The organism is Sphingobium sp. 15-1 (assembly GCF_013375535.1).
Classification (GTDB): domain Bacteria; phylum Pseudomonadota; class Alphaproteobacteria; order Sphingomonadales; family Sphingomonadaceae; genus Sphingobium; species Sphingobium aromaticivastans.
On sequence record NZ_JABXJG010000003.1, the window covers coordinates 454,413 to 479,921 of the forward strand.

The 25,509-nt window shown below is 59.8% G+C and carries 23 protein-coding genes, 4 pseudogenes and 1 other annotated feature; of the genes and pseudogenes, 15 read left to right on the forward strand and 12 right to left on the reverse strand.

Annotated elements, in window-relative coordinates; genetic code table 11:
* The first annotated feature begins 16 nt into the window (after nucleotides 1-16).
* Nucleotides 17-883 carry an LLM class F420-dependent oxidoreductase gene (locus tag HUK72_RS25115; RefSeq protein ID WP_176599228.1) on the forward strand — a complete coding sequence of 289 codons (867 nt, stop codon included), beginning with the start codon at nucleotides 17-19 and terminating at the stop codon, nucleotides 881-883.
* A gap of 314 nt (nucleotides 884-1,197) precedes the next feature.
* Here the strand turns inward: HUK72_RS25115 and HUK72_RS25120 are convergent, their stop codons facing one another.
* Nucleotides 1,198-1,623, reverse strand: a complete 426-nt coding sequence (locus HUK72_RS25120; RefSeq protein WP_176599229.1) for a nuclear transport factor 2 family protein — start codon at nucleotides 1,621-1,623, stop codon at nucleotides 1,198-1,200.
* A gap of 209 nt (nucleotides 1,624-1,832) precedes the next feature.
* On the opposite strand from HUK72_RS25120, the gene HUK72_RS25125 reads away from it, so the two are divergent.
* The 4 genes from HUK72_RS25125 to HUK72_RS25140 all read left to right on the forward strand — a co-directional run bounded on the left by HUK72_RS25125 (nucleotide 1,833) and on the right by HUK72_RS25140 (nucleotide 4,349).
* Entirely contained in the window at nucleotides 1,833-2,345 is a 513-nt protein-coding gene (locus HUK72_RS25125; protein ID WP_176599230.1) for an SRPBCC family protein, read from the forward strand.
* A gap of 108 nt (nucleotides 2,346-2,453) precedes the next feature.
* Nucleotides 2,454-2,915 carry a transposase gene (locus tag HUK72_RS25130; RefSeq protein ID WP_176599231.1) on the forward strand — a complete coding sequence of 154 codons (462 nt, stop codon included), beginning with the start codon at nucleotides 2,454-2,456 and terminating at the stop codon, nucleotides 2,913-2,915.
* Nucleotides 2,912-3,265, forward strand: coding sequence for an IS66 family insertion sequence element accessory protein TnpB (gene tnpB / locus HUK72_RS25135; RefSeq protein ID WP_176599232.1), 354 nt, complete (start codon nucleotides 2,912-2,914; stop codon nucleotides 3,263-3,265). Before HUK72_RS25130 ends, tnpB begins: the two co-directional genes overlap by 4 nt.
* Nucleotides 3,266-3,329: 64 nt before the next feature.
* A complete protein-coding gene (locus tag HUK72_RS25140; RefSeq protein WP_369806065.1) occupies nucleotides 3,330-4,349 on the forward strand; it encodes an IS66 family transposase in 1,020 nt (339 codons plus the stop codon).
* Between the two features lie 250 nt (nucleotides 4,350-4,599).
* Here HUK72_RS25140 and HUK72_RS25145 read toward each other — a convergent pair whose 3' ends face one another.
* On the reverse strand, nucleotides 4,600-5,079 hold the full coding sequence (locus HUK72_RS25145) for an Lrp/AsnC family transcriptional regulator (protein ID WP_176599233.1): 480 nt from the start codon (nucleotides 5,077-5,079) through the stop codon (nucleotides 4,600-4,602).
* 217 nt (nucleotides 5,080-5,296) lie between these two features.
* Here HUK72_RS25145 and HUK72_RS25150 point away from each other — a divergent pair.
* Nucleotides 5,297-5,626: pseudogene (locus tag HUK72_RS25150) on the forward strand (transposase); the annotation flags it as partial.
* Between the two features lie 17 nt (nucleotides 5,627-5,643).
* Here HUK72_RS25150 and HUK72_RS25155 read toward each other — a convergent pair.
* Nucleotides 5,644-7,275, reverse strand: coding sequence for a transposase (locus tag HUK72_RS25155; protein ID WP_176596369.1), 1,632 nt, complete (start codon nucleotides 7,273-7,275; stop codon nucleotides 5,644-5,646).
* A 55-nt stretch (nucleotides 7,276-7,330) separates the two neighbouring features.
* Between HUK72_RS25155 and HUK72_RS25160 the strand changes: the two are divergent.
* Nucleotides 7,331-8,398 (forward strand): annotated as a pseudogene (locus tag HUK72_RS25160) (IS1380 family transposase); the annotation flags it as partial.
* On the opposite strand, the gene HUK72_RS25165 reads toward HUK72_RS25160, so the two are convergent.
* Both HUK72_RS25165 and HUK72_RS25170 read right to left on the reverse strand, forming a co-directional pair.
* Nucleotides 8,395-9,477: an IS630 family transposase gene (locus HUK72_RS25165; RefSeq protein WP_176595971.1), complete on the reverse strand. Its 1,083-nt coding sequence runs from the start codon at nucleotides 9,475-9,477 to the stop codon at nucleotides 8,395-8,397. The pseudogene HUK72_RS25160 and the gene HUK72_RS25165 sit on opposite strands and share 4 nt — an antisense overlap.
* A 253-nt stretch (nucleotides 9,478-9,730) precedes the next feature.
* A protein-coding gene (locus HUK72_RS25170) for an IS5 family transposase (RefSeq protein WP_218036314.1) occupies nucleotides 9,731-10,473 on the reverse strand; the annotation gives its coding sequence in 2 pieces (ribosomal slippage) (nucleotides 9,731-10,162 and nucleotides 10,165-10,473; 741 coding nt in all).
* Between HUK72_RS25170 and HUK72_RS25175 the strand changes: the two genes are divergently transcribed.
* Nucleotides 10,466-11,694, forward strand: a protein-coding gene (locus HUK72_RS25175) for an IS3 family transposase (protein ID WP_176599234.1) whose coding sequence is annotated in 2 segments (ribosomal slippage) — nucleotides 10,466-10,754 and nucleotides 10,754-11,694 — 1,230 coding nt in all. Because the reading frame shifts where the segments join, the coding sequence is not laid out codon by codon here. The genes HUK72_RS25170 and HUK72_RS25175 overlap by 8 nt on opposite strands.
* Nucleotides 10,747-10,863: a sequence feature (AL1L pseudoknot), on the forward strand. Its footprint overlaps the gene before it by 117 nt.
* A gap of 40 nt (nucleotides 11,695-11,734) precedes the next feature.
* On the opposite strand, the pseudogene HUK72_RS25180 reads toward HUK72_RS25175, so the two are convergent.
* The 3 genes and pseudogenes from HUK72_RS25180 to HUK72_RS25190 all read right to left on the reverse strand — a co-directional run.
* Nucleotides 11,735-11,815, reverse strand: a pseudogene (locus HUK72_RS25180) (IS5/IS1182 family transposase); the annotation flags it as partial.
* Nucleotides 11,816-12,041: 226 nt separating this feature from the next.
* Complete coding sequence (locus tag HUK72_RS25185) at nucleotides 12,042-12,977, reverse strand: IS5 family transposase (RefSeq protein ID WP_176599235.1); 936 nt, start codon at nucleotides 12,975-12,977, stop codon at nucleotides 12,042-12,044.
* 105 nt (nucleotides 12,978-13,082) lie between these two features.
* Nucleotides 13,083-13,235, reverse strand: a pseudogene (locus HUK72_RS25190) (IS3 family transposase); the annotation flags it as partial.
* A gap of 234 nt (nucleotides 13,236-13,469) precedes the next feature.
* Here HUK72_RS25190 and HUK72_RS25195 point away from each other — a divergent pair.
* The gene (locus tag HUK72_RS25195; RefSeq protein WP_176599236.1) at nucleotides 13,470-14,042 is read left to right on the forward strand and encodes a VOC family protein; all 573 of its coding nucleotides are present in this window, start codon (nucleotides 13,470-13,472) and stop codon (nucleotides 14,040-14,042) included.
* 302 nt (nucleotides 14,043-14,344) lie between these two features.
* On the opposite strand, the gene HUK72_RS25200 is transcribed toward HUK72_RS25195, so the two are convergent.
* Together HUK72_RS25200 and tnpA are read right to left on the reverse strand one after the other, a co-directional pair.
* Nucleotides 14,345-15,994: an FAD-dependent monooxygenase gene (locus HUK72_RS25200; RefSeq protein ID WP_369806066.1), complete on the reverse strand. Its 1,650-nt coding sequence runs from the start codon at nucleotides 15,992-15,994 to the stop codon at nucleotides 14,345-14,347.
* A 177-nt stretch (nucleotides 15,995-16,171) separates the two neighbouring features.
* Complete coding sequence (gene tnpA, locus HUK72_RS25205) at nucleotides 16,172-16,591, reverse strand: IS200/IS605 family transposase (RefSeq protein ID WP_176596385.1); 420 nt, start codon at nucleotides 16,589-16,591, stop codon at nucleotides 16,172-16,174.
* A gap of 301 nt (nucleotides 16,592-16,892) precedes the next feature.
* Here tnpA and HUK72_RS25210 point away from each other — a divergent pair, with 301 nt between their 5' ends.
* On the forward strand, nucleotides 16,893-17,816 hold the full coding sequence (locus HUK72_RS25210; RefSeq protein WP_176599237.1) for an SDR family NAD(P)-dependent oxidoreductase: 924 nt from the start codon (nucleotides 16,893-16,895) through the stop codon (nucleotides 17,814-17,816).
* A gap of 100 nt (nucleotides 17,817-17,916) precedes the next feature.
* Here HUK72_RS25210 and HUK72_RS25215 read toward each other — a convergent pair whose 3' ends face one another.
* Entirely contained in the window at nucleotides 17,917-18,693 is a 777-nt protein-coding gene (locus HUK72_RS25215) for an SDR family oxidoreductase (protein ID WP_176599238.1), read from the reverse strand.
* A gap of 131 nt (nucleotides 18,694-18,824) precedes the next feature.
* Between HUK72_RS25215 and HUK72_RS25220 the strand changes: the two genes are divergently transcribed.
* Genes HUK72_RS25220 through HUK72_RS25235 form a run of 4 tightly spaced genes read left to right on the forward strand, consistent with a single transcriptional unit; the run spans nucleotide 18,825 to nucleotide 23,016 of the window.
* Entirely contained in the window at nucleotides 18,825-19,253 is a 429-nt protein-coding gene (locus HUK72_RS25220; protein WP_176599239.1) for a nuclear transport factor 2 family protein, read from the forward strand.
* A gap of 3 nt (nucleotides 19,254-19,256) precedes the next feature.
* Nucleotides 19,257-21,281 carry an acetoacetate--CoA ligase gene (locus HUK72_RS25225; RefSeq protein WP_176599240.1) on the forward strand — a complete coding sequence of 675 codons (2,025 nt, stop codon included), beginning with the start codon at nucleotides 19,257-19,259 and terminating at the stop codon, nucleotides 21,279-21,281.
* Between the two features lie 23 nt (nucleotides 21,282-21,304).
* Complete coding sequence (locus tag HUK72_RS25230) at nucleotides 21,305-22,138, forward strand: SDR family NAD(P)-dependent oxidoreductase (protein ID WP_255326012.1); 834 nt, start codon at nucleotides 21,305-21,307, stop codon at nucleotides 22,136-22,138.
* A 26-nt stretch (nucleotides 22,139-22,164) separates the two neighbouring features.
* Nucleotides 22,165-23,016, forward strand: a complete 852-nt coding sequence (locus HUK72_RS25235) for a fumarylacetoacetate hydrolase family protein (RefSeq protein ID WP_176599242.1) — start codon at nucleotides 22,165-22,167, stop codon at nucleotides 23,014-23,016.
* Between the two features lie 8 nt (nucleotides 23,017-23,024).
* Here the strand turns inward: HUK72_RS25235 and HUK72_RS25240 are convergent, their stop codons facing one another.
* Nucleotides 23,025-24,227, reverse strand: coding sequence for a CaiB/BaiF CoA transferase family protein (locus HUK72_RS25240; protein ID WP_369806067.1), 1,203 nt, complete (start codon nucleotides 24,225-24,227; stop codon nucleotides 23,025-23,027).
* A gap of 47 nt (nucleotides 24,228-24,274) precedes the next feature.
* Here HUK72_RS25240 and HUK72_RS25245 point away from each other — a divergent pair, with 47 nt between their 5' ends.
* The gene (locus tag HUK72_RS25245; protein ID WP_218036283.1) at nucleotides 24,275-25,483 is read left to right on the forward strand and encodes an acetyl-CoA C-acetyltransferase; all 1,209 of its coding nucleotides are present in this window, start codon (nucleotides 24,275-24,277) and stop codon (nucleotides 25,481-25,483) included.
* Nucleotides 25,484-25,509 lie beyond the last annotated feature (26 nt).

A 25,509-nucleotide genomic window follows, 5' to 3' on the forward strand; every position in this document is an offset into this window, starting at 1 on the left:
GTAGGGAGATGAGGGGATGAAGTACGCCATCAATTGTAGCGCCATCCTGGGTCATACGCCTGATCCTGGTGACATCATTCGGCTGGCTCAGGAAGCCGAACGGATCGGTTATCATTCGATTCTGGTAGGCGATCATGTCCTTACCCCGCCTAGTTTCGATGATTCCAACTATCCTGCCGGTTTGTTCGATTCGCTGACGCCTTGGTATGATCCCTTCATACTGCTTGCGACGATGGCCGGCGCGACAAGCCGGATACGGCTTGGCACGGGGATCGCCGTGGTCCCCTATCGCTCGCCGGTCCAACAGGCGCAAGCAATCTCAACGCTCGATTTTCTCAGCAACGGTCGCTTCGTCTATGGTGCGGGGATCGGCTGGATGCGTGAAGAGTTCCACGCGCTGGGTGTGCCCTTCGGCGAGCGCGGGCAGCGGGCGGACGAATATCTGGAAGTGATGAAGCTGTTGTTTTCAGGTTCGGGCGATGCCTATCGCGGGAAGTTCATTGATTTCCCAGGCGGACGCCTAAACCCTCTGCCAATCCAGCGACCGGGCCCGCCAATCATCGTGGGGGGCGAAACTCCGCCTGCGATGCGCCGAATCGCGAAATATGGCGACGGCTTCCACATCAATTGGAAAACGCCATCGGAATTTCAGCGGTTTCTTGACGAACTCGCGCCACATATGGCGAACAACGGGAAAGAGATATCGAGCCTCTACAAGCAACTGGCTGCGATGGACGTCGCGCTCGTGCGTGCCCAGAAGGACCGCCTTCCGGACTATGAGGCTTTGGGTGTGGATGAACTCGTCTTTAGTCCCAAATGTGACACGCCCCAGCAGGGGTTGGACACGATTCAGGAGTTTGCCGACGAATTTTTCGCGCTGTGACCAGCATATGACAGCGACTTGCCCAATTGTCCGGCGCAGCGGGGATGATGTCTGGGCGTAGCAGCGAAATGGAATCGTTTTATCTTGCGTGCTTTGCCAAAGCGCCATGATGCCCTGTGCGACGTTTGCAATATAAGCATGCCTATGTTGGCGGCAGCTTGTGCCTCAGCGGCAACACGAATGTGGGATCGCCGCCCGGACTCGGTCACGGGGAAGCCATGATTCCGATCGAATGATAAGAGAAATGGCGACGCGGGAGCTCCCGTGTCGCCGCTTTCCCCACGTCATCATTGGGCGATGATCGGTAACTGCGATCACTCGTCGATGCGCACATTCTCAAACGGGAAGGATTTACGCAGTGTTTTGTTAGCGATCAGCCAAGAATCGCCGACTTTGACAAATTGATCCTCATATTTGACGTGGAAACGGATGCGTTCGCCATTTTTGCGCATGGTCTCCACCAGGCAAAACGCAAGACCCCGTGCTCTGGTCGGCGTTAACTCCAGCAGCAACTGGTTGCTGATGAGATGGACGATATTGTCGACTGTTTCGCTGATCTTGACGCCATAAGCGCGGATGGCGTCGCGCCCTTCGAAAAGAGCGTCGGGAAAGAAGTCGCTTTCATTCAAGATGCCATCAGGTGTGAACAGTTGCGCCCAAGCGTCAGGCTGAAAACTATCTACATAATAAGCATATTTATAGTTCAGCTCCTGCAAAGCAAGGCGATCGTCTGCGCTCATGGCATATCTCCTTTGATGTCCGCGCCTTGCCCATCGGCGCTCTCCTCAGCATTCGGGCCTTAAAATCCACATGCCGGTCAGGCAAGGCTGATCTCGGCGGCGGAACAGCTTGCAGCGCGACGCGGAATATCGCGATAGCTCAATCACAGATTGAAAGTCTAGTATGGATCGACTAAACTCTGCCGGTGTTTTAGCGATGGAGGGATGCTGTGTCCGATGTTTACCGAGTAACTGGATATTACCAAGGAAAGATCGGCGCGAACATAGAGGATGTATGGGCCCTGATCACCGACTGGGGCTCGCTGGCCTGGTTCGATGACGGCTCTAATACCGAGGGCATGAAGATGATGGAAAGCTGGCTCGAAGGCGAGCCGAACGCCATTCCGCGCACGCGGGTCATGTCGCGCGGAGACGGCGCCGTGAAGAACGGTGCCCCTCTGGAAAATCGTGAAGTGTTATTGCTGGCCGATCCTGTGGCGCATCGCCTATATTACGACGCCACAGACGATTTTGCAGCCGGTATTCGCAATTATATCGCGAGCTGGTGCCTGGACGAAACTGATGACGGCGGCTGCTTGATGACGATCTCTTCCAACTTCGACTGCGTCCCGGCCAGCGTCGGCGAGCAGCAGAGCGCGATGTTGCACGGTGTCTATATCGCGATTGTCTCCAGCCTCGATAAGCATTTTGCAAAGATTAAGCAAAGTAAGAAGACAGACTGATCGAACCTAATGGTGCCCCAACGGCATGCCCAGATGGTATGAGGTTAAATCTGCAATGTGGCTGAGCCTTTGGTGGACCGCCTTTGCCTTAGATAGGTAGGGTGGGAGATGGGGCGAATGGAGGTTATCACTCGAACGGAGCGGCGGCGGATCTACAGCGATGCGGAGAAGGCGGCTGTAGTCGCGGAAGCGTCTGCGCCGGGTGTGACAGTGCGCGAGGTATCGCGGCGGCTCGGCATAGCGGAAAGCCTCATTTACAACTGGCGCTCGGCGCAGCGGAAGGGGTCGAACGTCGCCAGCGAGCCATTGCAGTTCATTCCCTATGGCATGGTGTCGGACTCGCCGCCGCCTGAGCCCAGCATGGCGCCGACGCCGGCATCGCTCGAGCGATCACCCGCGAACCCTTCGTCATCTGCCGGACCGATGGAGGATCTGGTCCGTCCCCATCCAGGAGCGCGTCCCGGTGGCATAGACATCGACTTGCCGAGCGGCATTCGCCTGTCGGTGGACAGCTATGTCAACGAAAGGGCGCTGGCCCGCGTGCTGCGGGCGCTGCGGGAAACGGCATGATCTCGCTCCCACCCGGCACCAAGGTGTACCTGGCCAGCAAGCCGGTGAGCATGCGGCTCGGCTTCGATGGCCTGGCGGCGCAGGTGCGTCCGCTGTTCGTCCAGGAGCCATATGGCGGGCACGTCTTCCTCTTCCGCAGCCGGAAGGCCAGCTATCTCAAGGCGCTCTATTGGGACGGCACCGGCCTCTGCCTGTTCTCCAAGCGCCTTGAGCGTCATCGCTTTGTCTGGCCGCCGCTGGTGAATGGCGGCGTGGTCCTGAGCGCGGCGCAGTTCGCCCTGCTGATCGAGGCGATGGACTGGCGTCGCACGGTCGCCCCGGAGGCACCTCGATCGCCCGTCCAGATGTAGCGGAAAACTGCAGAAAACCGCGCATTTCGCTTGGGCGAGAGTCGCTGTTCTGGTATGGAAAATCATGTCTTCCGATGCGCTGGACATCCCCGACAATCCTGATGCGGTGAAGGCGCTTTTGGCGGCGATGCAGGCCAAACTTGCTGCATCCGAGCAGGCGCTGGCGGCCGAGCGATCTGCGCATCAGGACACACGGCAGCAGCTCGCCGCAGCCGAAAATGCCATCAAGCTCACGACGCTGCAGATCGAGAAGCTGAAGGTCCAGCTTGCCCGCCTGCGCCGGATGAAGTTCGGCCAGTCCTCGGAGCGGCTGTTGCTGCTGGCGGATCAGCTGGAGTTGTCGCTGGAGGATCTGGAGGCCGCACAGGCGCATGCCACCTGCGTGGTCGCTGGCAGGACGGCAGAGGAACCTGCCTCAGAAAGCAGTCAGCCTAGCCGTAAGCCGCTCCCTGCGCATCTCCGCCGCGAAGAGGTGCTGCACCCGGCGCCGGCAGCGGACGATTGCACCAGCTGCGGCGGCGCCATGGCGCGGTTGGGCGAAGACGTGAGCGAGGTGCTGGAATATGTTCCGGGACGCTTCCACGTCGTGCGGCACGTTCGGCCGAAGCTGGCCTGCAAACGCTGCGATGCGATCAGCCAGGCACCGGCACCTTCGCTGCCGGTCCCCCGCGGCCGAGCCGGACCGGGTCTGCTGGCCCATGTGGTGGTTTCGAAATTCGCGGACCATCTGCCGCTCTACCGCCAATCGCAGATCTTCGCGCGGGAGGGGGTCGAGATCAGCCGATCGACGCTGGCAGACTGGATGGGCCAGGTCAGCTGGCTGCTCCAGCCATTGGTCGATCGTATCGCCGAGCATGTGATGGCAAGCCCCAAGCTTCACGCCGACGACACGCCGGTTCCGGTGCTGTCGCCGGGTAGCGGCAAGACGGCGACGGGGCGACTCTGGGTGTATTTGCGCGACAATCGACGATGGCGGCCCAGCGACAAACCCGCAGCGCTCTACCGCTACAGGCGTTTACGGATGATCGTATCTGTGTATTTCATCCGATGCAGCGTCACGTATCGCTTCATCCCGCGGTCATAAGCCCGTTGATCAGGATCGGAGCGGTTTACCGTTTCTCTTGATATGTGGATCGGCGCCGAAGCTGCGCCGTGTCGGCTTTCTGTTCTCCGCTGTTTTAAAACGAGAAATGTCCAGAGCCGGGGTAAGGATAAGCGCTGATTGGAACCCTTCCAATACACGTCATTCCAAAACTTTAAAGATGGTTGCGCCGGGTTGAGGTGGGTTCGACTTGGACGGCGATACACATATCCTCGCGTTATGGCGCCGCCGATCATGCGCCAATGCGCACCGGGAGCGCAGTTCTGTAGACGACCGGCCGCAGCGCGAAGCTGGTAGTTACCTGCGAGACGCCGACGATCTTGGTTAGTTTATGCCGCAGGAAATCCTCGAACTCCCCCAGAGAGCTGACGAGAACGCGAAGTTGATAATCGGCTTCCCCGGTCATCAGATAGCATTCCATAACCTCGGGAAACTTGGCCAAGGCGGTTTCAAAAAGGGTTAGGTGCGTATCATCCTGTTGGTCAAGGCGTATACGAACGAACGCAGTGACGCCGAGTCCGACCGCCTCGGGTTTTACGAGCGCCACATAGCCCTGGATGACCTCCCTCTCCTCCAAGAGGCGAACTCTTCGCAAGCAAGGGCTCGGTGACAGGCCAACGGCCTCGGAGAGCTGCTGGTTGGTGACTCGGCCATCTGCCTGCAGCCGTCCAAGGATTCTTACATCTATTTCATCTAACGGCTGAATTGGCATAAAATCACCATCAAAGGCCCCACGAAATTATAATATGCTAATATGTGCCCTAAATTGGGCAATGTCCGCAAGGATTTCTCGTGCAATCGCCGTTACAAGGCATGCACTAGCCCGTCTTATTCATCAGGCTGGACATGAAGGGTTGGCGTGAGTGGCCTAAGCCCTTGACTTGCTGTAGGAAATTGGATGTCTAGACCAACCTGCAGCGAGGCAAAAAATGCCACAGGCCACTCCCGCCAAGAGCCACGATAGCGCGGCGGTGATTTCGTTTCCAGCAGTGTCGCGCAAGAAAGTGGCAGGGGCATTCGATGGAGGGCGATTGACCTCGGACGGTGGTGTTCTGCTGCTGGCTCAGGCCGAGCGTGCAATGGGTGTCTGCCGGCAACTCGCGGCCTGCATTGCCGACCCGCGCGATCCTTCGCGGGTCACCCATAAGCTTGATGATATCCTGCGGGCGCGGATCCTGGCGATCGCCTGCGGCTACGAAGACGCTAACGACCTTGATGCCCTGCGCGACGATCCTGGCTTTCGCCTGGCGCGTAACCGGGGCAGATTCCCGGGCGTTCAGGCTGGGGCGTGCCGGACGAGGTCTGGTAGCCATTGGACGTGTGGTGCGCCGGGGACAGCGAAGCGGTCGCCGAGGAATTGGTAGAAAGAGATGCGCAGCTTGGCGCATGTCTTGAGCAGGCCAATCATGGTGTCGCGGGCGATCCTTCCGGCCTGGCTGACGGTGCCGCCGGAGATTTTGCGCTTGGTGACGAAGGCGCGGATATCGTTTTCCGAACCATTGGTGTGCAGGGGGATTTCCGGGCGCTCGAGGACGCGAAGCAACTGTGCCTTCTGGCGATGGAGGCGCGTGAGCAGCCGGTCGAGCATCACGTAACCGGTGCGCCTGGTGAAGATACGGTCGAAGCGGACCCGCAGGGCTCTGGCCCGTTTGGGATCGGGATAGCGCTGCCATGCCTTGAGGTCGGCATAAAGCCACCAGATCAGGGTGCGTTTGAGCTCGACGGCGTCACGATCTTTCTTCGAGCTGGGCTGGAGCTTGTGCACCAGCCGCTCGCAATGGACCCAGCACAGAGCATGATTGTCTCCGACCCGGAACTGGCCGGCACCATCGGAGACGATCGCCGTGTCGCCCAGCAAGCCTTGTTCGCTGATGGCACCCCACAGGGCACTTTCGGTAGCGACCTTGACCGGATCGGGCTGGACGTTGAGCTTGTCGAAGTCCAGCGCCGCAAGGTGGGCAGCCCAGGCCTCGGCACAAGCGAAGCGCTTGTCACCATGGCTTGCAAGGGCATCGATCTGGGCCGCCGCCATGTTCATCTCGCGCATCCGGGCCACTGCCACGTCATTGACGACATGCTCGCTGCGCCCGGCCTGGAGCAGACCCAGAAAGGCGGCACGGGACTTGGACACGCCACTCCGGAACACCGCAAAGCGCTGGTCACCCAGTTGCGTGACATAGCCATTGCGCCGGGCATGGGGAGCGCTGGTGTCATCGACGCTGATCCACCGGGCGGTCTCCAGTCCTGTGCGCAAAACGGCCTGATCTTCAGCCACCAGGGCTTCAAGTCCCCTGCTCAGAAGACGGACAACTTGCCGCTTGGAGATTTGCAGGCCCATTCCGTTCAAGATGGCTGTCAGCCGTTCACTCGTCATCTGCCCCTGGAAGTGACCTGCGGCAATGAAGCGGCGAAGCTCGGAGCCAAAGCCACCCAGGATGCCCGGCGGCAGAGGCGCCAATATCCGCTCGCCCGTCGCCGCCTCCCAGCGTTCCCGGCGATAGCGGACCACCTCGACGCTGATCTTCAGATCCTGCACCAGCACGTCTTCGTAGCCGCGAAACCTCGATCCGGCAGGCGCATCCGCCTTCAGCTTCACTTCTGACGTTACAGCCAGCTTGTCACGCACCGATCCCCGGCCGCGTTTACGGCCTTTCTTGCTCTTCGGCTTCGATGTTGCCTGCTCCATCCCCGATGGCTTCGTCTTGAACTTCGGTCGCGGCGGCAGCCCTTTCAGCCGCGCGATCTCGTCCTTCAGGGCCGCAATCTCGGCATCTTTCAGTGCTACTACCGCAGCATGCTCGTCCTGAGAATCCTGAAGCGACTTCACCTGCGCCGCCAGCGCACCAACCACACGGCGTAAATCGGCAAAACCGCCATCGTCGTCAGGGCCAGATCCACCGGGAGTCATCCAAAGTGTGAATCACAAACCGTGAAGCTTGAAAAGACCCCTGCACGGAAATTTGCCCCGCTTACGCCTGGCGCTGGGCAAGCTGCTGGATTCAGGCGCGGGTCTGGCGAGCCAACCGACAATGAGCAGGTGGGAGAATGCGCCGACGACGCGCCAATTGGCGCGGATGATGGTCGCGATGGTTCGCATCTATTGCGCCAGCTACCCCGAACCGCCCAAGGTAGTGACGCTGGATATCGATGATACCTGCGACGTCGTGCACGGCTATCAGCAGCTGTCGTTCTGGAACGGCCACCACGGCGAGCGCTGCTTCCTGCCGATCCATGTCTATGACACGGCAACGGGGCGACCCGTTGCCATGCTGCTGCGTACCGGCAAGACGCCGTCGGGTGCGGAGGCTGCAGGGCACATCCGTCGCCTTATTCGGCATATCCGTCGGCATTGGCCCCAAACGCACATCACCATCCGCGGCGATGGGCATTATGGCCGGCCAGAGGTCATGGCCTTTTGTAAGGCGCACGGTATCGACTATGTCTTTGGCCTTCCCACCAATGCCGCCCTGCGCGCTAACCCTGACATCGCCGCCGCCGCCGATGCCTGCGCGGTCAAGCGTGCCGAGAAACAGCGCGTGGTCCTGCGTAGCTATGCCGAGATCCGCTATGGGGCGAAAAGCTGGAAATGCGAGCGCCGCGTCGTCGCCCGGATTGAAGCCAGCACCCTGGGCATGGATATCCGTTACGTCGTCACTTCCCTGGCGAACGGCTCCGCCGAACATATCTACGACAGCCTTTATTGCGCCCGGGGCCAGGCCGAAAACCTGATCAAGCGGCACAAGAGCCAGCTCAGCAGCGATCGCACCTCGTGCCGATCGGCCAACGCCAACCAGATGCGGCTCATTCTGCACACCGCTGCCTACTGGTTGATGTGGCGCATCCAGCAGGCTGTCCCCAAAGCAGCAGCCATTGCCGATGCCGAGTTCGCCACCCTGCGCCTGCGGCTTCTCAAGGTCGCCGCCCGCGTGATCGAAACTGCAACCCGAATCCGCGTCGCCTTCGCATCCGCCTGTCCCGACGCCAACACGTTCCGAACCGTCGCCGCCGCGCTCAGGACCGCACCCACCTAGTGGATTGATTCCAACGTTTGGAACCCTCGGTTTCGGGCTGCGATGATGTCGTCGGGATTGGCTTTCCAGATGAAGGGTTTGGGGTTTGCGGCGTTGTATTCGCGGATGAAGCGATTGATGGCGGCCTGGAGATCGACGAGGGAATGGAAGACCCCGTGTTTGAGCCGGCGTCGGGTCAGCTTGGCGAAGAAGCCCTCGACGGCATTGAGCCATGAGCTGGAGGTTGGCGTGAAATGGAAGGTCCAGCGCGGATGGCGGGCGAGCCATTGCTGGACCTTGTCCTTTTTGTGTGTCGCATAGTTGTCGAGGATCACGTGGATCGCTTTGTCCGCCGGCACTTCGCGCTCGATACGGTTGAGGAAACGGATGAACTCCTGATGACGATGGCGCTGCATGTTCTGCCCGATGACCGTTCCGTCCAGCACATTGAGAGCGGCAAACAGCGTGGTCGTGCCGTGCCGCTTGTAATCATGGGTCATGGTGCCTGCGCGGCCCTTCTTCATCGGCAGGCCGGGCTGGGTGCGGTCGAGCGCCTGGATTTGCGACTTCTCATCGACGGACAGCACCACCGCATGAGCCGGCGGATCGACATAGAGGCCGACGATTTCGGTGAGCTTCTCGGCAAACGCCGGGTCGTTCGACAGTTTGAAGCTGCGCCAGCGGTGCGGGCTGAGACCGTGCGCCTTCCAGATCGCCTGCACCGTCGAGGCGGCAACGCCAGCCACCTTCGCCATGGCGCGCAACGTCCAGTGGGTCGCCTCGTGCGGGGGCGGCTCATGCGTCAGGCGGACGATCTCGGCGACATGCGTGGGCGGGATCGGCGCCTTGCCGGGCGGACGGGATTTATCGCGAAGCAGACCCTCGACGCCTTCGTTCATGAAGCGTTCCTGCCATCGCCAGACGCAGGTCTTGGACTTGCCCGTCGCGGCCATGATCGCCGAGGTACCCAGACCATCGCCGCTCAGCAGCACAATACGGGCCCGCCAAACGTGCTTCTGCGGGCTCTGCGGGGCCGCTGTAATGTCGCACAATCGCTGACGGTCGGCGGCGGACAGGGTGAAAGTGATGCCATCGCGCATCCTCTCAGACTCGCACGCCAGCAAGCCGATGGGAATCCCCCATCGGACTCTTTTGTTCCGGTCAATCCACTAGACCACGCGGCCATGCCGCTGAACCGTACCCCGTCCTTCAATCTCGCAAACCTCTCGAACATCCGCGGTGAAAAAGACGCAGCGCGATCACTCGTCCTGATCACCAAGCAGATGACTCCTGAACCCGGCGATCGGCGGAACGGACATCGTCACGAATAAGACGGGCTAGGGCGTAGACTCATTACGCATTGCACCACAGTCGCACGCAGATGAGCTTGATGGCAGCGAGATAGTTGGCGGCGTCCTTTTCGTATCGAGTGGCGATGCCGCGGAACTGCTTGATGCGATTGAAGAAACGTTCGACGAGGTTGCGCTGGCGGTAGAGCCACGACGAGAACCCGAAGCGTTGCTTGCGGTTAGAACGGTTGGGAATGTTTGCCCAGATGTTCCTGGCCGCAGCTGCCTCGCGGATGACGATGCTGTCATAACCCTTGTCGCCCAGAAGGGTAGCGCCCTCGGGAATGGCCTCGATCAGCGCTTCAGCTTCGCAAGCATCGTGGACCTGGCCGCCCGTCAGTCTCAGGCTGACAGGACGTCCATTAGCGTCGACAAGAGCATGGAGCTTGGTCGTAAGACCGCCCCGGGAACGTCCCATGCCATGATCTCCAGGCCCCCTTTTTTGCCCGACGCACCATGCTGGTGGACGCGCATGCAGGTGGAATCAATCATCACCAATTCGCCGTTGAAGCCGACGGAAACCGCCGCCAACAGCCGGTCCCACACACCAGCCTTCCGCCAGCGGACGAACCGGTTGTAGCAGGTGGTCGATGGGCCATAGCGTTCCGGGATTTCCGCCCAAGGCGCACCAGAGCGGAAACGCCAGAGAATACCGTTTAGGACACGACGGTCGTCAACCCGAGGAATGAAGCGCCCCGGCTTTTCAGGAGGCTCCAACTTGTGAGAAGGAGCATCCGTGATGAGCAAGACGACGAACAAATTTTCTCCTGAAGTCCGCGAGCGCGCGGTCCGTATGGTCGCGGAGCAGCGTGCTGAATATGGCTCGGAATGGGAAGTGATGAAGTCGATCGCGGCGAAGATCGGCTGCTCGCTGGAGACGCTGCGCCGCTGGTGCCGCGAGGAGGCGAGCCGACGAGCGGGACCAGCGGCGCTGGCTGCCGATGACCGCGAGCGGCTGAGGTTGCTTGAGCGCGAAGTGAAGGAGTTGCGCCGGGCCAACGAGATTTTGCGCAAGGCATCAGCATATTTTGCGATGGCGGAGCTCGACCGCCCCGGGAGATGATGATGGCGTTCATCGACGCCCATCGCGAGGATTTGGGGATCGAGCCGATCTGCCGCGAACTGGCGATCGCCCCTTCCTCATACCATGAACATGCTGCACGCCGTGCCGATTCCGGGAGGCGTCCGGCACGTACCCGGCGCGATGAGGAGATCAGGGAGCAGATCAAGCGAGTCCATGAGGCCAGCTTCGGCCTCTATGGCGCACGCAAGGTCTGGCACCAGATGCGGCGGGACGGCATCATGGTGGCGAAATGCACGGTGGAACGATTGATGCGGGCCATGGGACTGGCGGGCGTCCGGCGTGGAAAGAAGACAGTCACCACTGTCAGCAACCCGAAGGCGCCGTGTCCGCTGGACAAGGTCAATCGGGAGTTTCGCGTCAGCCGGCCCAACGCTCTGTGGGTTGTCGATTTCACCTACGTGCATACCTGGGCGGGCTTCGTCTACGTCGCCTTTGTGATTGACGCTTTTGCTCGGCGGATTGTGGGGTGGAAGGTCAGCACGTCAGCCACTGCAGGCTTCGTTCTGGATGCCCTGGAGCAGGCGATTCATGCCCGCAGGCCAGGTCCCGATGATGGGCTGATCCACCATAGCGACAGGGGAGTTCAATACCTTGCGATGAACTATACCCAGCGCTTGGCCGAGGCCAAGCTCGTTCCCTCGGTTGGTAGCGTCGGCGACAGCTACGACAACGCCTTGGCCGAGACGATCAACGGCCTTTACAAGGCCGAGGTCATCTGGCGGCAGCGGTCATGGCCAAGTGTTTCGGCCGTGGAAATGGCAACGCTGCGCTGGGTCGATTGGTACAACAATCACCGGCTCTTCGGCCCTATCGGGCACATCCCGCCCGCTGAGGCCGAAGACAATTACTATGCAGCCCTCGAGAACCTCGATATGGCTGCATAGCCCAATGAAAACTGCCTCCTGAAAAGCCGGGGCGCTTCAGAACGCCGCGCGGCTTGTTGGGCAGCAATGGCTCGATGATCAGCCATTCCTTGTCCGTCAGTTCGTATCGCCGTCGCGTCATGCATCCTCCATTTCCGAAGGCCACCTGAATCACGCCAATGCCGACAGCTCAACCCAATTTATGAGTTCGCGCCCTAGTGAGCGTATTGCGAAAGCTGCCCTGCAGCTTCGTGATCTCGGCGGAACCGCTTTATGAGACCTGTGCGCGGGTGGGCGTAGAGCTATGAAATCGCGTAGATATTTGGTGATTTATCGATCCGGCCTGCGATCTGCGGTCGGAGGCGATATCATGCTGGAGCCGAGAGAATATTCATCGTGCGCTTGAGGTTGTAGGCGATGGCGGTGAGGTGGACTTGGACGGCGGCTTTGGCGAGACCTCGCCATCGCATTCGACGCAGGCCATAGCATCGCTTCCATGTACCGAAGATCTTCTCGATGCGGGCGCGCATGCGATGGATCGGTTGATTCCATTCATGGAGCTTGCGCAGCGTTTCAGCTTCGTCGCGGCCCCACATGCCGGTGGCGACGATCCGGGGAGTGCCGCCCTTTGCCAGCACGGCATCACAAAAGTGATTGCCGCGATAGGCGCTGTCGGCAAACACCTCACCGGGATTGTCGGGCAAGGCTTGGGGACCTGCTTTGCCGTCATTGATATTTGCCGGTGTGATGGACACTTCCTCGACCAACGCGGTAGCGGCATCGGCGCCCACGTGGGCCTTGAAGCCGTGAACAGCCCGTTTTCTTTTGTGCTTCACCCAGCGCGCATCATCATCGTCTTCACTGGCCGAGGCAATGATGGTGGCATCGACCAGTGTACCGGTCTTGACCGTCACCGCTTTGGCCTTGAGCTGCATGGTCACGGTTTCAAACAGCGATCGGTCCAGTTGGTGCGCGACCAGCAGCCGACGGAATCTGACAAACGCGGTACGCTCGGGCGTCGCCTCATTCGCGGAAAACCCACAGAAGCGGCGAAAAGAGGCCCGGTCGTCCAAGGCCTCAGCCAGCTTCACATCGGACAGATCATACCAGATCGACAACAGGAGCGCTTTGAATATTGCCAGAGGCGGCCAGGCGGGTTCACCTTTGGAGGCCGGATAAAGCGGATCGAGAAGAACCGTGACCGCGCGCCAATCAATCAGCGATACAAGCGCGTCCAGGGATGACGTCGTCCTCTCGGACCCTGAAAACCCAAACCGCTCCTGCCCAATTGAACCCTGCGCCACGGCCACTCTCCTCATTGGAAAGCCCATAGAATCAGCAATTCACGCGCCTGTCTACGCCCACCCGCGCACAGGTCTCATTAGATGTTCCGGAGATGCCACAAATCATCCCTCCCTGCGCAGCAAAAGGTAGATCCTGAAGTAGCCGTACCGCGTCCGCGCCGCCGCAAGATCGCGGATGCGCATTACAAGCGGCGTTTAGTCGGGGCGGTACGACACGTAGCGCACCGAAGACCACTCGACGGAGCCGCGGCGGGAGGCGGCTGTCAGTCGACGCCACCCGCTTTATCTTCGATCAGTTGAAAGACTTGCTGATCGGGGCCATGCGCCCCATCCGTATTTGCTCGGACCGTAGGCTGACGCTTGAGATATCGAAGACTCGTGCCAGACGGGCGTTCGTGCTGATTACAGGAACTCTCCGTTGACTCGGACTGGGGGGCATTGTAGTGCTGATCTATTGACAAGTTATAGGGTTGACCTTGTATGGAGCACAGAATGCCCACGGCGACTAAGCAAACGGAGGATGGGCGGCAGGAGCGAAAGATCGTGCCGGTTCGGCTTGCACATTTCGTAATCCGTACGAAGAATGTGCGCGCCCTCATTGACTGGTACAAAAAGGTTTTTCACGCCGAGCCGATCTACGACAATGGCAATCTGGCGTTTTTGTATTTTGATGATGAACATCATCGGATCGCGATCGGGAAGATTCCGGGTCTCGAAGAACCCAATCACAAAGCTTCCGGAATCGACCACGTCGCCTTTTCCTATGGCTCTATAGAGGATCTTCTCCATACTTATGCCCGATTGAAGGAGATCGATATCTTGCCTTATTGGAAGATCGATCATGGCCTGACGACGTCCCTATATTATAACGATCCGGACGGGAATCAGATCGAGCTGCAGGTCGATAATTTCGAAACATTGCAGGAGGCTCATGATTATTTCCGCTCGGATGCCTTCGCAAAAAACCCGATTGGCGTTGAGATCGACCCTGACTTGTTGATCGCGCGGCTTCAGGCCGGGGAAGCTCCGCATCTGCTCTTGAGTTCGGGCACTCGCCCGGCCTGACCGAACCTGGGAAATTACTGTGGCTCAGCGCCCATCTCGCGATCCGTGATATGGGCGAAAGCTCAGGCTGGCCGGTCTGCGCGCCGGACCAATGGCAGGATGTGGACGCAGCTTGGGACGCAGGCGTGGCCGCGTTTGCGTTGCACCCGTAGCTCTATTCGCGTGTCAGGCAGCATACGCGCTGAGCCGACGATCTACGATCTATATGACATCGTCTCGGCCCAGCATGCAGCGCTGAAATGATGCCGCGAAGTAGGTCCGACAAGTTTCTTATTGGGCGACGAGCATTTGCGCAGGCGCCGTCACGCTGCGGCCAAGTTGGAATCCTGACCCAATCCTGCAGCCATCGCAAATATGCTTGTCCAACTGTCGGGCGCGGCGGTTCCGAGCCACGCAACATGTTGATCCGGTCGGACCAGCAGCAGGCGGGCGCCCAAATTATTCAGAATTTCTTCGGACTGCAAAATGATCGTCGTCAGGGGGATGCTCATCTCGGCGGCGGCGCGAACGGCTGGATCAACATCCTGATGGCCGATCACGATCAGGCTGAATTCACGTCCCAATCGGTCGAAAAGCGCGCTGCCATCGGCGAGATAATAGTGCGGCAGCCTGCCCCCTGCGACGGCGAAACTGGGGCAACGTACGGGGTCGAACGCTGGCAGGTCGGCACTTGGCTGCACGACGGGAGAAGGTTGGTAGCGGTAGCCATGCTCAATCCCCCAGCTTTCGTTCTCCGCATTGCCAAGCTTTGCGATTTTCCGGCCGACTTCGATGCGGACGGTCGAGAGATCGGAAGTGTTCAGGTCGCCCAGCGCTTCACCGCCTGCTATCGCGTCGGCGATGGCAAGGCGTACTTCAAGATTCTGAAGGGCCGTCGCGGCATTTTGCTCGGCAATGGGCCTCCGTTCAGCTTCATAGCTGTTCAGGAGGGTCTCGCCCCCCCAGCCATTTACGAATGCAGCCAGCTTCCAGCCTAGATCGACGGCGTCTCCAACACCCGTGTTCATGCCGTAACCGCCGGTTGGGATCACCTGATGCGCTGAGTCTCCGGCCAGGAAAACGCGCTCAGACCGGTAGCTGTCAGCCGTCACCAGATGGGGCGTCCAGGGGTTGGCCACCAATATCTCATATTCGAAGTCGCGGCCGACAAAGGCGCGTAGCAGTTCGTCAGGATCGGAATCGGGCGGCGCCAGCGTCTGCAAGGTCCAGATATCCTTGCCATTCTGCGCGATGATGGTACCCCGTGCCGTCTGCAAATGATAGCTAATGCCAAATTTCGCCAGGACGTCGTAAGCGGTGGACCGGAAATGCACCATATAGGCTTCCGCCACGGCATGTTGGCCTGTGAGCGTGATCGCAGCGTCTCTGCGAACCGCGCTGCCGCCACCGTCGCATCCTGCGAGGAAATGGCTACGGATCAGCTGCGTTTCGCCGCTCCCAGCGTTGCGGACAGTTGTCGTAACGCCATCCGCATCCTGTTCGAACGCTTCATAAGCGCACCCAAATCGCACATCCACATAGCGTGAGGCATCGATCTGGGCCTTAAGCACCGGTTCGAGAACGATCTGGGACACCCGCATTGAGGGTTCGAGCGTACCCGTCCCGTCGTTGCATACGCGGACGCGATCCCGATAACCGTCGGCGCTGGGATAGGCAAAGCGATGCAACACATATCCTGTTGCCGAAGTCGCCCAGACGACATCGTGCGGTTCGGACGGTGGTACGCCGGCGGCACGCAGGGCCTGAACGACTCCCAGCCGCCGGAAATGCTCCATGCTGCGGCCATTGGTGAGGTCCATCTTGGGATGACGTGTCGTGGATGCGTTTCGCTCAAGAAGGATCGAATGAACGCCATGGTGAGCTAGTTCCAGAGCCAGGGTCATGCCCACCGGCCCCCCTCCGGCGATTACGACCTGCGTCGTGTCATGTGCCATTCGAACCTTCTCCTTCACACACCCACGCCGTTCTGCGACGGTATTCGCCACTCCGTGGAAGCAACTTCGATCATCTGGAGGGGAGCAAAGATATCGCAATGGCGCTAAATTGCCCGACCACTATCCTTCAATTACGGCAGGCAAAGTCCTTGTCAACTGAAAAGCTGAATAACTGACCGGCTGACGCCGGTAGGATCATGCGGAGGGGCTGAAGCCATTTTTGTGGCCATGCTTGTCGAGATAACGCAGGATGGTGTCATCGGTGATGTTGCCGGATGTCGTCGAGAAGTAGCCCCGCTGCCAGAAGCGTTGGCCCCAGTAGCGCTTGCGGATATGCTCGAACTCCTGCTGGATCTTGCGCGATGACCTGCCCTTGGCGCGCCGCACGAAGTCGCTGACCGAGACGTGGGGCGGTATCTCGACGAACATGTGGACGTGGTCGCGAGACAATACGCCATGGACAATGGTCACGCCCATCTCGGCGCAGACCTGTCGGATGATCTCGCGCACCCGCAGGCGTACCTCACCATGGAGCACCTTGAACCGATATTTCGGCGCCCAGACCAGATGGTAGCGATGATGAAATGTTGTGTGACAACCGCTGCTGTAGCCCATAGCCTGTACCCTCGGAGAAAAATGAACTCTCGCCCTTCGGGCTGTTCATTTTTCTCCGAGGGTACAGGCTACTGGCCGAGTCTGTGGCTGAAGCCAGTATCCGACTGAAGTCGGAGGGGTTTCTCCCGATGGAGGACTCTAAATGGCTATGATGCCATTCCTCGTCACGGTTTGCGGTGGCATCCCGACTCAGGCCGGAGTTTCGAGGATAGTTGCTGGTCGGGCAGGTATCTGAACGGCTGCAACTTCGCGTCACCGGCGCGACAGTGCTTTGCTCGCCATATTATCAGGAGCATTGCTTATGCAGGACGGCAACTCGATGAAGGGTCGCGTGGTGGCCGTAACCGGCGCCGGCCGTGGCCTGGGGAGGGCATATGCACTGCAGCTTGCTGCCGAGGGCGCGGCGGTGCTGGTCAATGATCTTGGCTCCCAAGTCGATGGAAAGGGGGCCGATGCCAGCGTGGCGCAGGCTGTCGCAAGCGAGATCGTCGCGCGGGGCGGCAGGGCAGTGACCAATCTTGGCGACATTTCAGACCCGTCTGCCGCTGCTGAGATTATTACGCAGGCGATGCACGAGTTTGGGCGATTGGACGCGATCATCAATAACGCGGGAACGTTTGAGGTGAAGAGCTTCCAGGAGACAGAGGCCGCCGACTTTGAGCGCCTCTGGCGCGTTCATTTTCTGGGCCACTACCATGTCACCAAAGCAGCGTGGCCCATCTTCGTTTCCCAGAATTTCGGCCAGGTGGTCATGACCGGGTCGGGAGCAAGCTTATTCGGCGCCAACGGCACTGCCAGCTATTCGGCCGCCAAGGGAGCGGTCCAGGGACTCATGCGCGTCCTGGCGATCGAGGGGCTGGCCAACAACGTTTTCGTCAACACTATTGCACCCGGAGCTTTCAGCAGAATGCATTTGGCGGATGGTTTGTCACCGGAACAGCTGAAACAGATCGATCTGACCAAGAAATCAATGCTGCCTGAGCTTGTCGCTCCGCTTGTTACATGGCTTGCGAGCGAAAGGTGCGACGTGACGGGCCAGACCTTCTCCGCATGGTCCGGTCGTGTGGCGCGGGTTGCGCTGGGAACGGGCCGGGGCATGATAGATCGCGAGCTTTCTGTAGAGGCGATTGACGCCGGCTACAGCACGATCGCCGGGATGGATCAGTTTTACGAGCCGACCAGCGTAGGTGACGAAATCGAGCATTGGCTTCCATTTTGTCTCTAAGTTTTCGCGCTTGGTCCAAAGGAAGGCAAGCTGCTTGCGGGAAGCCTGAGTTTTCCGCGCGTCTCAATAACTTGCTGCCCCCGCCGTCTGCGTGACATTCTCAACCACAGCCCATCAGCCCCCCGTCAACGGGAATATGAGCGCCCGTTATGTAGCTGCCGCCGCGCGATGAAAGATATATGATGGCCGCCGCGATGTCGTCTGGCCGGCCTAGGCGATGTAAGGGAATATGGGCGAGCGTCGCTGGATCGACCTGTTCGTCATCACGCAGATGCGCGGTCATCTTGGTCGGAAAATAGCCGGGAATGATCGCATTGACCGTTATATTGTCGACGGCCAGATCGGCCGCCAGTTCTCGCGTCAACATGTGGATGGCGGCTTTGCTAGCGGTGTAGCTGTACGAGTTGAGCCGTTCCACCTTTGCACCGGCCACCGAGCCGATATTAATGATCCGCGCCGGATCATCGGGCGTGCCGCTCGCGCGCAGCAGGGGCAGTAATTCGCGGATCATGGTGAACGGGGTCTGGACATTGACCGTCATCACGCTGGACCAGGCCTTGTCTGGAAAGCTGTCGATCGATGCGCCCCAGGTCTTGCCCGCATTGTTCACCAATATGTCGCATCTGCCAACATCCGCGGAAAAGCGCGCAACCAATTCGACAGCAGCCTCGGCCGTTGAAAGGTCGGCCCCGTAGCCGGTGCAAGGACCGAGCGCCGACATTTCGGCGGCGTTCGCTTGGGCCAAATCGGCCTTGCGCGACGTGATGGCGACGGCAGCACCCGCCCGCAGCAGTCCCTCCGCGATCATTCTGCCCAGTCCCTGCGCGCCGCCGGTCACCAGACACTGCTTTCCACTCAAATCGAATAGGCCTGCCATAAACACGTTCCCTTGAAAGCCACGCCCGTAGCGCTATCAGCGATATTGATCGATTGACAAGTAAAAACGAACATGGTCAGTATGGGCTGCCGAGAGAATTGGAAAGGTCGAGAGAGGAAATGCAATCCAAGATGATGGACTTGCGCGAGCGCATGGCGATTGAAACCGAATGCGGGCGGCTGGTGGCAGGCTATGTCTTTCTCGTGGACCGCCGGAGATATGACGAACTGGTCGATCTTTTCACCGACGATTGCGTCTTTGAGCGGCCCGACGCCAGGGTCGAAGGGGCGGCCGCGCTCCGCGACCTGATGGCCGCTCGCCCGGCTCATATCGCGACCAGGCACCTGTGCGGCTTGCCGTTTTTTGAGAAGGTCGAGGCTGATGAGGCTGTCGCAGTGACCTATACGGTCATGTTCCTTGGAGAAGGGACCGACGAGGGCCCCAACGAGGTCGCCGGAGCAGCGGGCCTTGCCGAGTTTCATGACCTGTTCCGTCGTACGGCGGATGGTTGGCGGATCGCGCAACGTACGGCGAAACCTGCCATGATCGTGAAGAAATAAGCTATGTTGGCCGAAGGAGAGATTTGCTGGAATCCACCTGCCGAGCAATTCGATGCATCCTGCATGGCAGATTTCATGCGTTGGCTCGAAACGGCGCGTGACTTGCACTTCGACGACTTTGAAGCGTTGTGGCGTTGGTCGGCCGATGATGTCGAGGGTTTCTGGGCTGCGCTATGGGCCTATCTCGATATTCTCAGCGACGGTCCTTACGAAAGCGTGATGAGCGGAACGGAGATGATCTCCACCCGATGGTTCGTCGGCGCCAGGATCAACTATGCCGAACATGCGTTGCGGCATGAGGCGAGGGCCGCGCCTGACGAGATCGCGCTGTGCCACAGCAGTGAAATTCGCCCGCTCGACACCATGACCTGGTCTGCGCTGGGGGATGCGGTTCGCAATGTGGCGACGGCGCTGCGGGCCCTCGGCATAAAGCCGGGCGACCGGATCGTGTCCTACATGCCGAACGTTCCCGAAGCTGCCATCGCGATGCTCGCAACGACCGCGATTGGAGCAGTGTGGTCGGCGGCCGCGCCGGAGTTTGGGGTCAAGACGGTCGTTGATCGCTTTTCACAGATCGAGCCAAAATTGATCTTCGCCGCTGACGGGTACAGCTTCGCTGGCAAGCGTTTCGACCGTCGGAGCGAAGTGGCGGCGATCGTTGCACAGCTGCCAAGTGTTCAGGATGTCATCTGGCTGTCCTATCTCGGAATGGACCGACCGGAAGATCTAGGGCGCAGGATGCTTGTCTGGGAAGAGCTGCTCTCGCAGCCGGGGCCGTCGCGGGAGGCTTTCGTCTTTGAACGCGTGACCGCCGATCATCCGCTCTGGATATTATTCTCATCCGGCACCACCGGTTTGCCGAAGGCGATCGTCCACAGCCATGTCGGCATGGTCCTTGACCAGTCGAAAGCGATGCGGCTGCATTTCGATCTGAAACCCGGCCAGTCCATGTTCTTCTACACGACCACCGGATGGATGATGTGGAACTCGGTCATGGGATCGCTGCTCGCAGGCGCCACCGCCATACTTTATGATGGCAGTCCGACCTGGCCTCGTCTCGACAAACTCTGGGATCTGGCCGAAGAATGCAGCGCAACGATGTTCGGCGCCAGCCCGACTTTGATCGGTATGATGAAAGAAGCCGGCATCCAGCCGCGTGGTGCCCGGAATTTGGCCTGTCTCAATAAGGTCGTTCTCGGCGGTGCGCCTTCGACGCCATTGACTTTCGAATGGCTTTACGACCAGTTGGGGCCTGACATATGGGTCATGAACACGTCGGGTGGAACGGACCTGTGCGGCGGCCTCCTCGGCCCCGTGCCGTCCAAACCTGTCCGCGCGGCGGAGATGCAGGGGCGAATGCTGGGCATCGCGGTGGAGGCATGGGATGATTCCGGCGCAGCGGTGATCGACGAGATCGGCGAGTTGGTCGTTGTCCGTCCTTTTCCCTCGCAGCCCCTGTTTTTTTGGGGGGATGAAGGAAACGCCCGTTACGATAGTACATATTTCGACACCTATCCAGGGGTGTGGCGCCATGGCGACTTCATCAAGATCACCCCAACCGGCGGCGGCTATATCTATGGGCGGGCGGACGCAACGCTGAACCGTTTCGGAATCAGGATCGGTACATCCGAGATTTACGACGTTCTTGCGGGGATCAGCCGGATCGCCGACAGCGTGATCATCTGCTGCGAGACGGCGGACGGCGGGTACTATATGCCCCTGTTCGTCCAGCTTCGCGCCGGCGACGTTCTTGACGACAAGCTGGCCGATGAGATCAAGCTCAGCTTACGGAATCAGACAAGTCCGCGTCATGTACCCGACGTGATCCTCCAGGTTCCGAAGGTCCCTTATACCCTCACCGGCAAGAAGATGGAGGTTCCGGTCCGCAAGCTTGTGATGGGGACTCCGGTTGGGAAGGTCACGACATCAGATGCGATGGCGGACCCGGGCGCCATGGACTGGTATGTGCAATTCGCCGCTGATCCTGAGATCCGGTCGAAATTCCATCGATGCGCGGCGGCGACATGAAGTCGCGAGCGACCTAGAAGGACATGACGTTGAAAATTCTCCACGACAAAGTCGCGCTGATATCTGGTTCCGGACGAGGCATTGGCAGGGCTATAGCGCTCAAACTGGCTGAGGCGGGCGCCAATGTCCTGATCAATGATCTGGACGAGGATTTCGCTCAGAAAACGGCGCAGGAGATAGAGGCTTTGGGCGCCCGGGCCGCCCTTTACGTCGGCGATGTTACTGCGCCCGATTTCGGGGAAAAATTCGTCGCCGCCGCAATAGATGCCTTCGGAACGATCGACATCATCGTCAACAACGCCGGCTATGCCTGGGATAGTGTGATTCAGAAGATGGGCGACGAGCAATGGATGGCGATGCTTGACGTCCATCTAACCGCGCCCTTCCGGATACTCCGCGCGGCTCAGCCCGTTCTAGCGGCTCTCGCCAAGGGTGAAATGGCTGAGGGAGGCCGTGCGGTGCGGCGCACGGTCATCAACATTTCTTCAGTGGCAGGGCTGGGTGGCAATGCCGGCCAAGCCGGCTACGCCGCGGGAAAGGCGGGCATAGTCGGCTTGACCAAGACGTTAATGAAGGAGTGGGGGCGATACAATATCACGGTCAATGCCGTCGCCTTCGGTGCGATAGCCACGCGCATGACAACCGGCGAGCCAGGCCGTGGGACGATCTCGATGAAGGGCAGGGAAATTAGGGCCGGCGTCAGCCTGGAGATCATGGAGGCCATGGAAAATGGCATCCCATTGGGCCGGGCCGGAACGCCGGAAGAGGCGGCGGGGGCGGTTTACCTGCTTTGTCTGCCGGAGGCTGATTATATCAGCGGCCAGGTCATCGTTGCGGGCGGTGGCTGGTCGCTTTAGAACATAGCCGGATCAAGGAGGAAAATATGAAGCTGCTGCGCTTTTCCGTGGGAGGTGAACTTCCGAAGCTGGGTGTCCTGGAAGGGGATGCTGTCGCGGACCTGACTTCCCGGATTGCAGCGATCGGCGATCGGATGGAACTGCTGATCGCGGACTGGGAAATCCACCGTTCCGCGTGCGAAGCGGCTCGCGGCACCGTCGATTATCGTCTTTCCGATGTGCAGCCCTGCGCTCCAATCGCAAGGCCCGGCAAGATTTTCGGCATCGGCCTGAACTATGCCGACCACGTTGCCGAGGCGAACATGGAATTGCCGGCCGGGCAGCTTTGGTTCAGTAAGGCGGCGACGGCTGCAAACGGTCCCTACGACCCGATCCAATTGCCAAAGGTGTCCAGCGCGCTCGATTATGAGGCCGAACTCGTTTTTGTGATCGGCAAGCGTTGCCGTCACGTTTCGAAGGAACGGGCCAAGGATGTGATCTTCGGTTATTGCGTCGGCAATGATGTGAGCGTGCGCGATTGGCAATTCCGCTCGTCACAATTCGTGCTCGGTAAATCCTTCGATAGCCATGCGCCCTTTGGCCCCTGGATCGTGACGTCCGATGAACTGGATCCCGTCAGTCTAGGAATTCGTACCTTCGTTAATGGCGAAAAGCGGCAAGATTCGAATACGCGGCATCTCATCTTCGATTGTGCTGCGCAGGTAGAGGAGCTCAGCAAGGCTATGACGTTGGAACCGGGCGATGTCATCTTTACCGGCACACCCGGCGGGGTAGGGGGCGCCATGACGCCGCCCTGCTTCCTTAAGGCCGGCGATCGGGTGCGCGTGGAAATCGACGGGATTGGTCATATTGAGAATCCCGTCGAGACGGAGCGGTAATGCTCCGTTTATCCGACAGCGCCCTCCTCCTGTAGGGCGGCGATCTCCGTCTCGGAAAACCCGACGTCGGCCAGGATGGTGCTATTGTCCTGCCCCGCCCTTGGGATCGGCGCAGGTCCCGAAGCGATGCTGCGGCTGAACCGCGGTGCCGATACAGGGTGCCAAACGCCGTCTACTTGCCTGAACAGGCCCCGGCTTTGGACATGCGGATGATGTCGCGCCTCATCCATCGTCAGCACGGGAGTCACGCAACAGTCCGTGCCTTCGAGCAGTTCGATCCATTCCTTCTGGCTGCGAGACTTGAAGATTTCCGTCATGGCCCTACGAATGTCCGGCCAGCGTGATCGGTCCAGCTGGGCAGCGACCAGAGCGGGATCAAGGCCGATCTTCTCGCCGAGCTGACGGAAGAATTTCGGCTCGATTGGTGCCACCGCCATGTAGCGGCCATCGCTCGTTTCATAGCTGTCGTAGAACGGTGCGCCCCCGTCCAGATAATTATCGCCGCGCTGAAGGCTCCACGCGTCGCCGGCGCGAAGGCCATAGAAGACAGACATCAATGAAATTGCGCCATCCAGAATTGCCGAGTCGACTACCTGTCCGAGGCCGGAACTTGCACGTTCGACCAACGCGGCAAGGACGCCCATCACCAGATACAGCGATCCCGCGGCGTAATCGCCGACAAGATTGAGCGGCGGCAGCGGTTTTCCATCCCTTTCGCCGATCGCCTCAAGGGCCCCGGTGAGTGAGATGAAATTCAGGTCGTGGCCGGCCGCCTTCGCGAGCGGACCGGTCTGGCCAAAACCGGTTATACGGGCATAGATCAAGCCGGGATTGCGGGCGCATAGTTCGTCCGGTCCAAATCCCAGCCCTTCCATTACGCCGGGGCGAAAGCCCTCGATCAATATGTCGGCCCGATCCACGAGCCGAAACAGGATTTCCGCGCTGGACGAATTCTTCAGATCCAGTGCGATGGATCGCCGTCCGCGCGCATGAACGTCGAAGCGCGCATCGAACGGTACACCAAGGTTCGCTGGTTCAAGCCGATCGACGCGAATAATCGTCGCGCCAAGATCGGCGAGCAGCATTCCGGCCATCGGCCCGGGTCCGACACCAGCGAGCTCGACGACAGTCATGCCGGACAGCGGACCCATAATCTTCTCCTTGCTCTCGAACAGGCGACCTTGTTCGCCGATGGTCGCGATGTATCTCACTATTGACCATTTGCAAAGTAGCTGTATGTCAGGGGTGAGGAGATACAATGATGACGGACGTATATATTTACGACCATGCCCGCACACCCCGGGGCAAGGGCAGGCCCGACGGAGCGCTGCACGAAATTCCCGCCGTCCAGCTGGCGACCCAGGTGCTGGAGGCGTTGCGCGACCGCAACGGTCTCGATACTTCCCTTCTGGATGACGTCGTGATCGGCTGCGCTCAGCCAGTGGCGGAGCAGGGCGGCGTACTCGCACGGGCTGCGGTTCTGAACGCGGGCTATGCCCAGTCAGTGGCGGGACAGCAGGTGCATCGTTTCTGCGCTTCGGGGCTGGAAGCCGTCAACAATGTTGCCGGCCAGATCGCGTCCGGCATGAGCCAGGCCGGCATTGGCGGCGGCGTCGAATCGATGAGCCGCGTGATTATGGGCTATGACAGCGGGGCCTGGTCGGCCGATCCGCGTGTCGCCCATCATAATTATTTCGCGCCGCAGGGCATAGGTGCTGACCTGATCGCGACGCTTGATGGCTATAGCCGCACCGATGTCGATGCCTACGCCGTTGAAAGCCAGCGCCGCGCGGCTTTGGCCTGGGACGAGGGGCGCTTCGATAGGTCTGTCGTTCCGGTAAGGGACGTGATTGGCGAAGTCATACTGACGCATGACGAACATCGCCGGCCAGGCTCCACTGTCGAAAGCCTTGCGGCGCTGAAGCCTGCCTTTCCGGGCATGGCCGCGTTGGGTTTCGATCGTGTCGCGCGCGAACGTTATCCAGAGATCGAGGATATGGAATTTGTCCATACGGGCGGCAACAGCTCCGGCATAGTCGATGGTTCCGGCGCGATTCTGCTGGGCAGTGCCGATTTCGGTAAGGCCGCCGGACTGACGCCCCGTGCCAGAATCCGTGCGTGGGCTTCTATCGGTTCGGAGCCGACGATCATGCTGACGGCGCCCGCCGACGTCGCGAACAAGGCACTGAAAAATGCCGGCATGACGAAGGATGAGATTGATCTGTACGAGCTGAACGAAGCCTTCGCGAGCGTCGTTCTGCGGTTCATGAACCGCATGGAGATCGACCATGCGAAGGTGAATGTGAACGGGGGCGCGATTGCTCTGGGCCATCCGCTCGGCGCCACCGGCGCGATGATCCTGGGCACGGCCCTCGATGAACTGGAACGCACCGGGAAGGGCACCGCGATGGCGCTGCTGTGCGCGGGCAATGGGCTCGGTACTGCCACCATCATCGAACGCGTTTAACTCCTCCTATTTTCAAGAAAGCAATC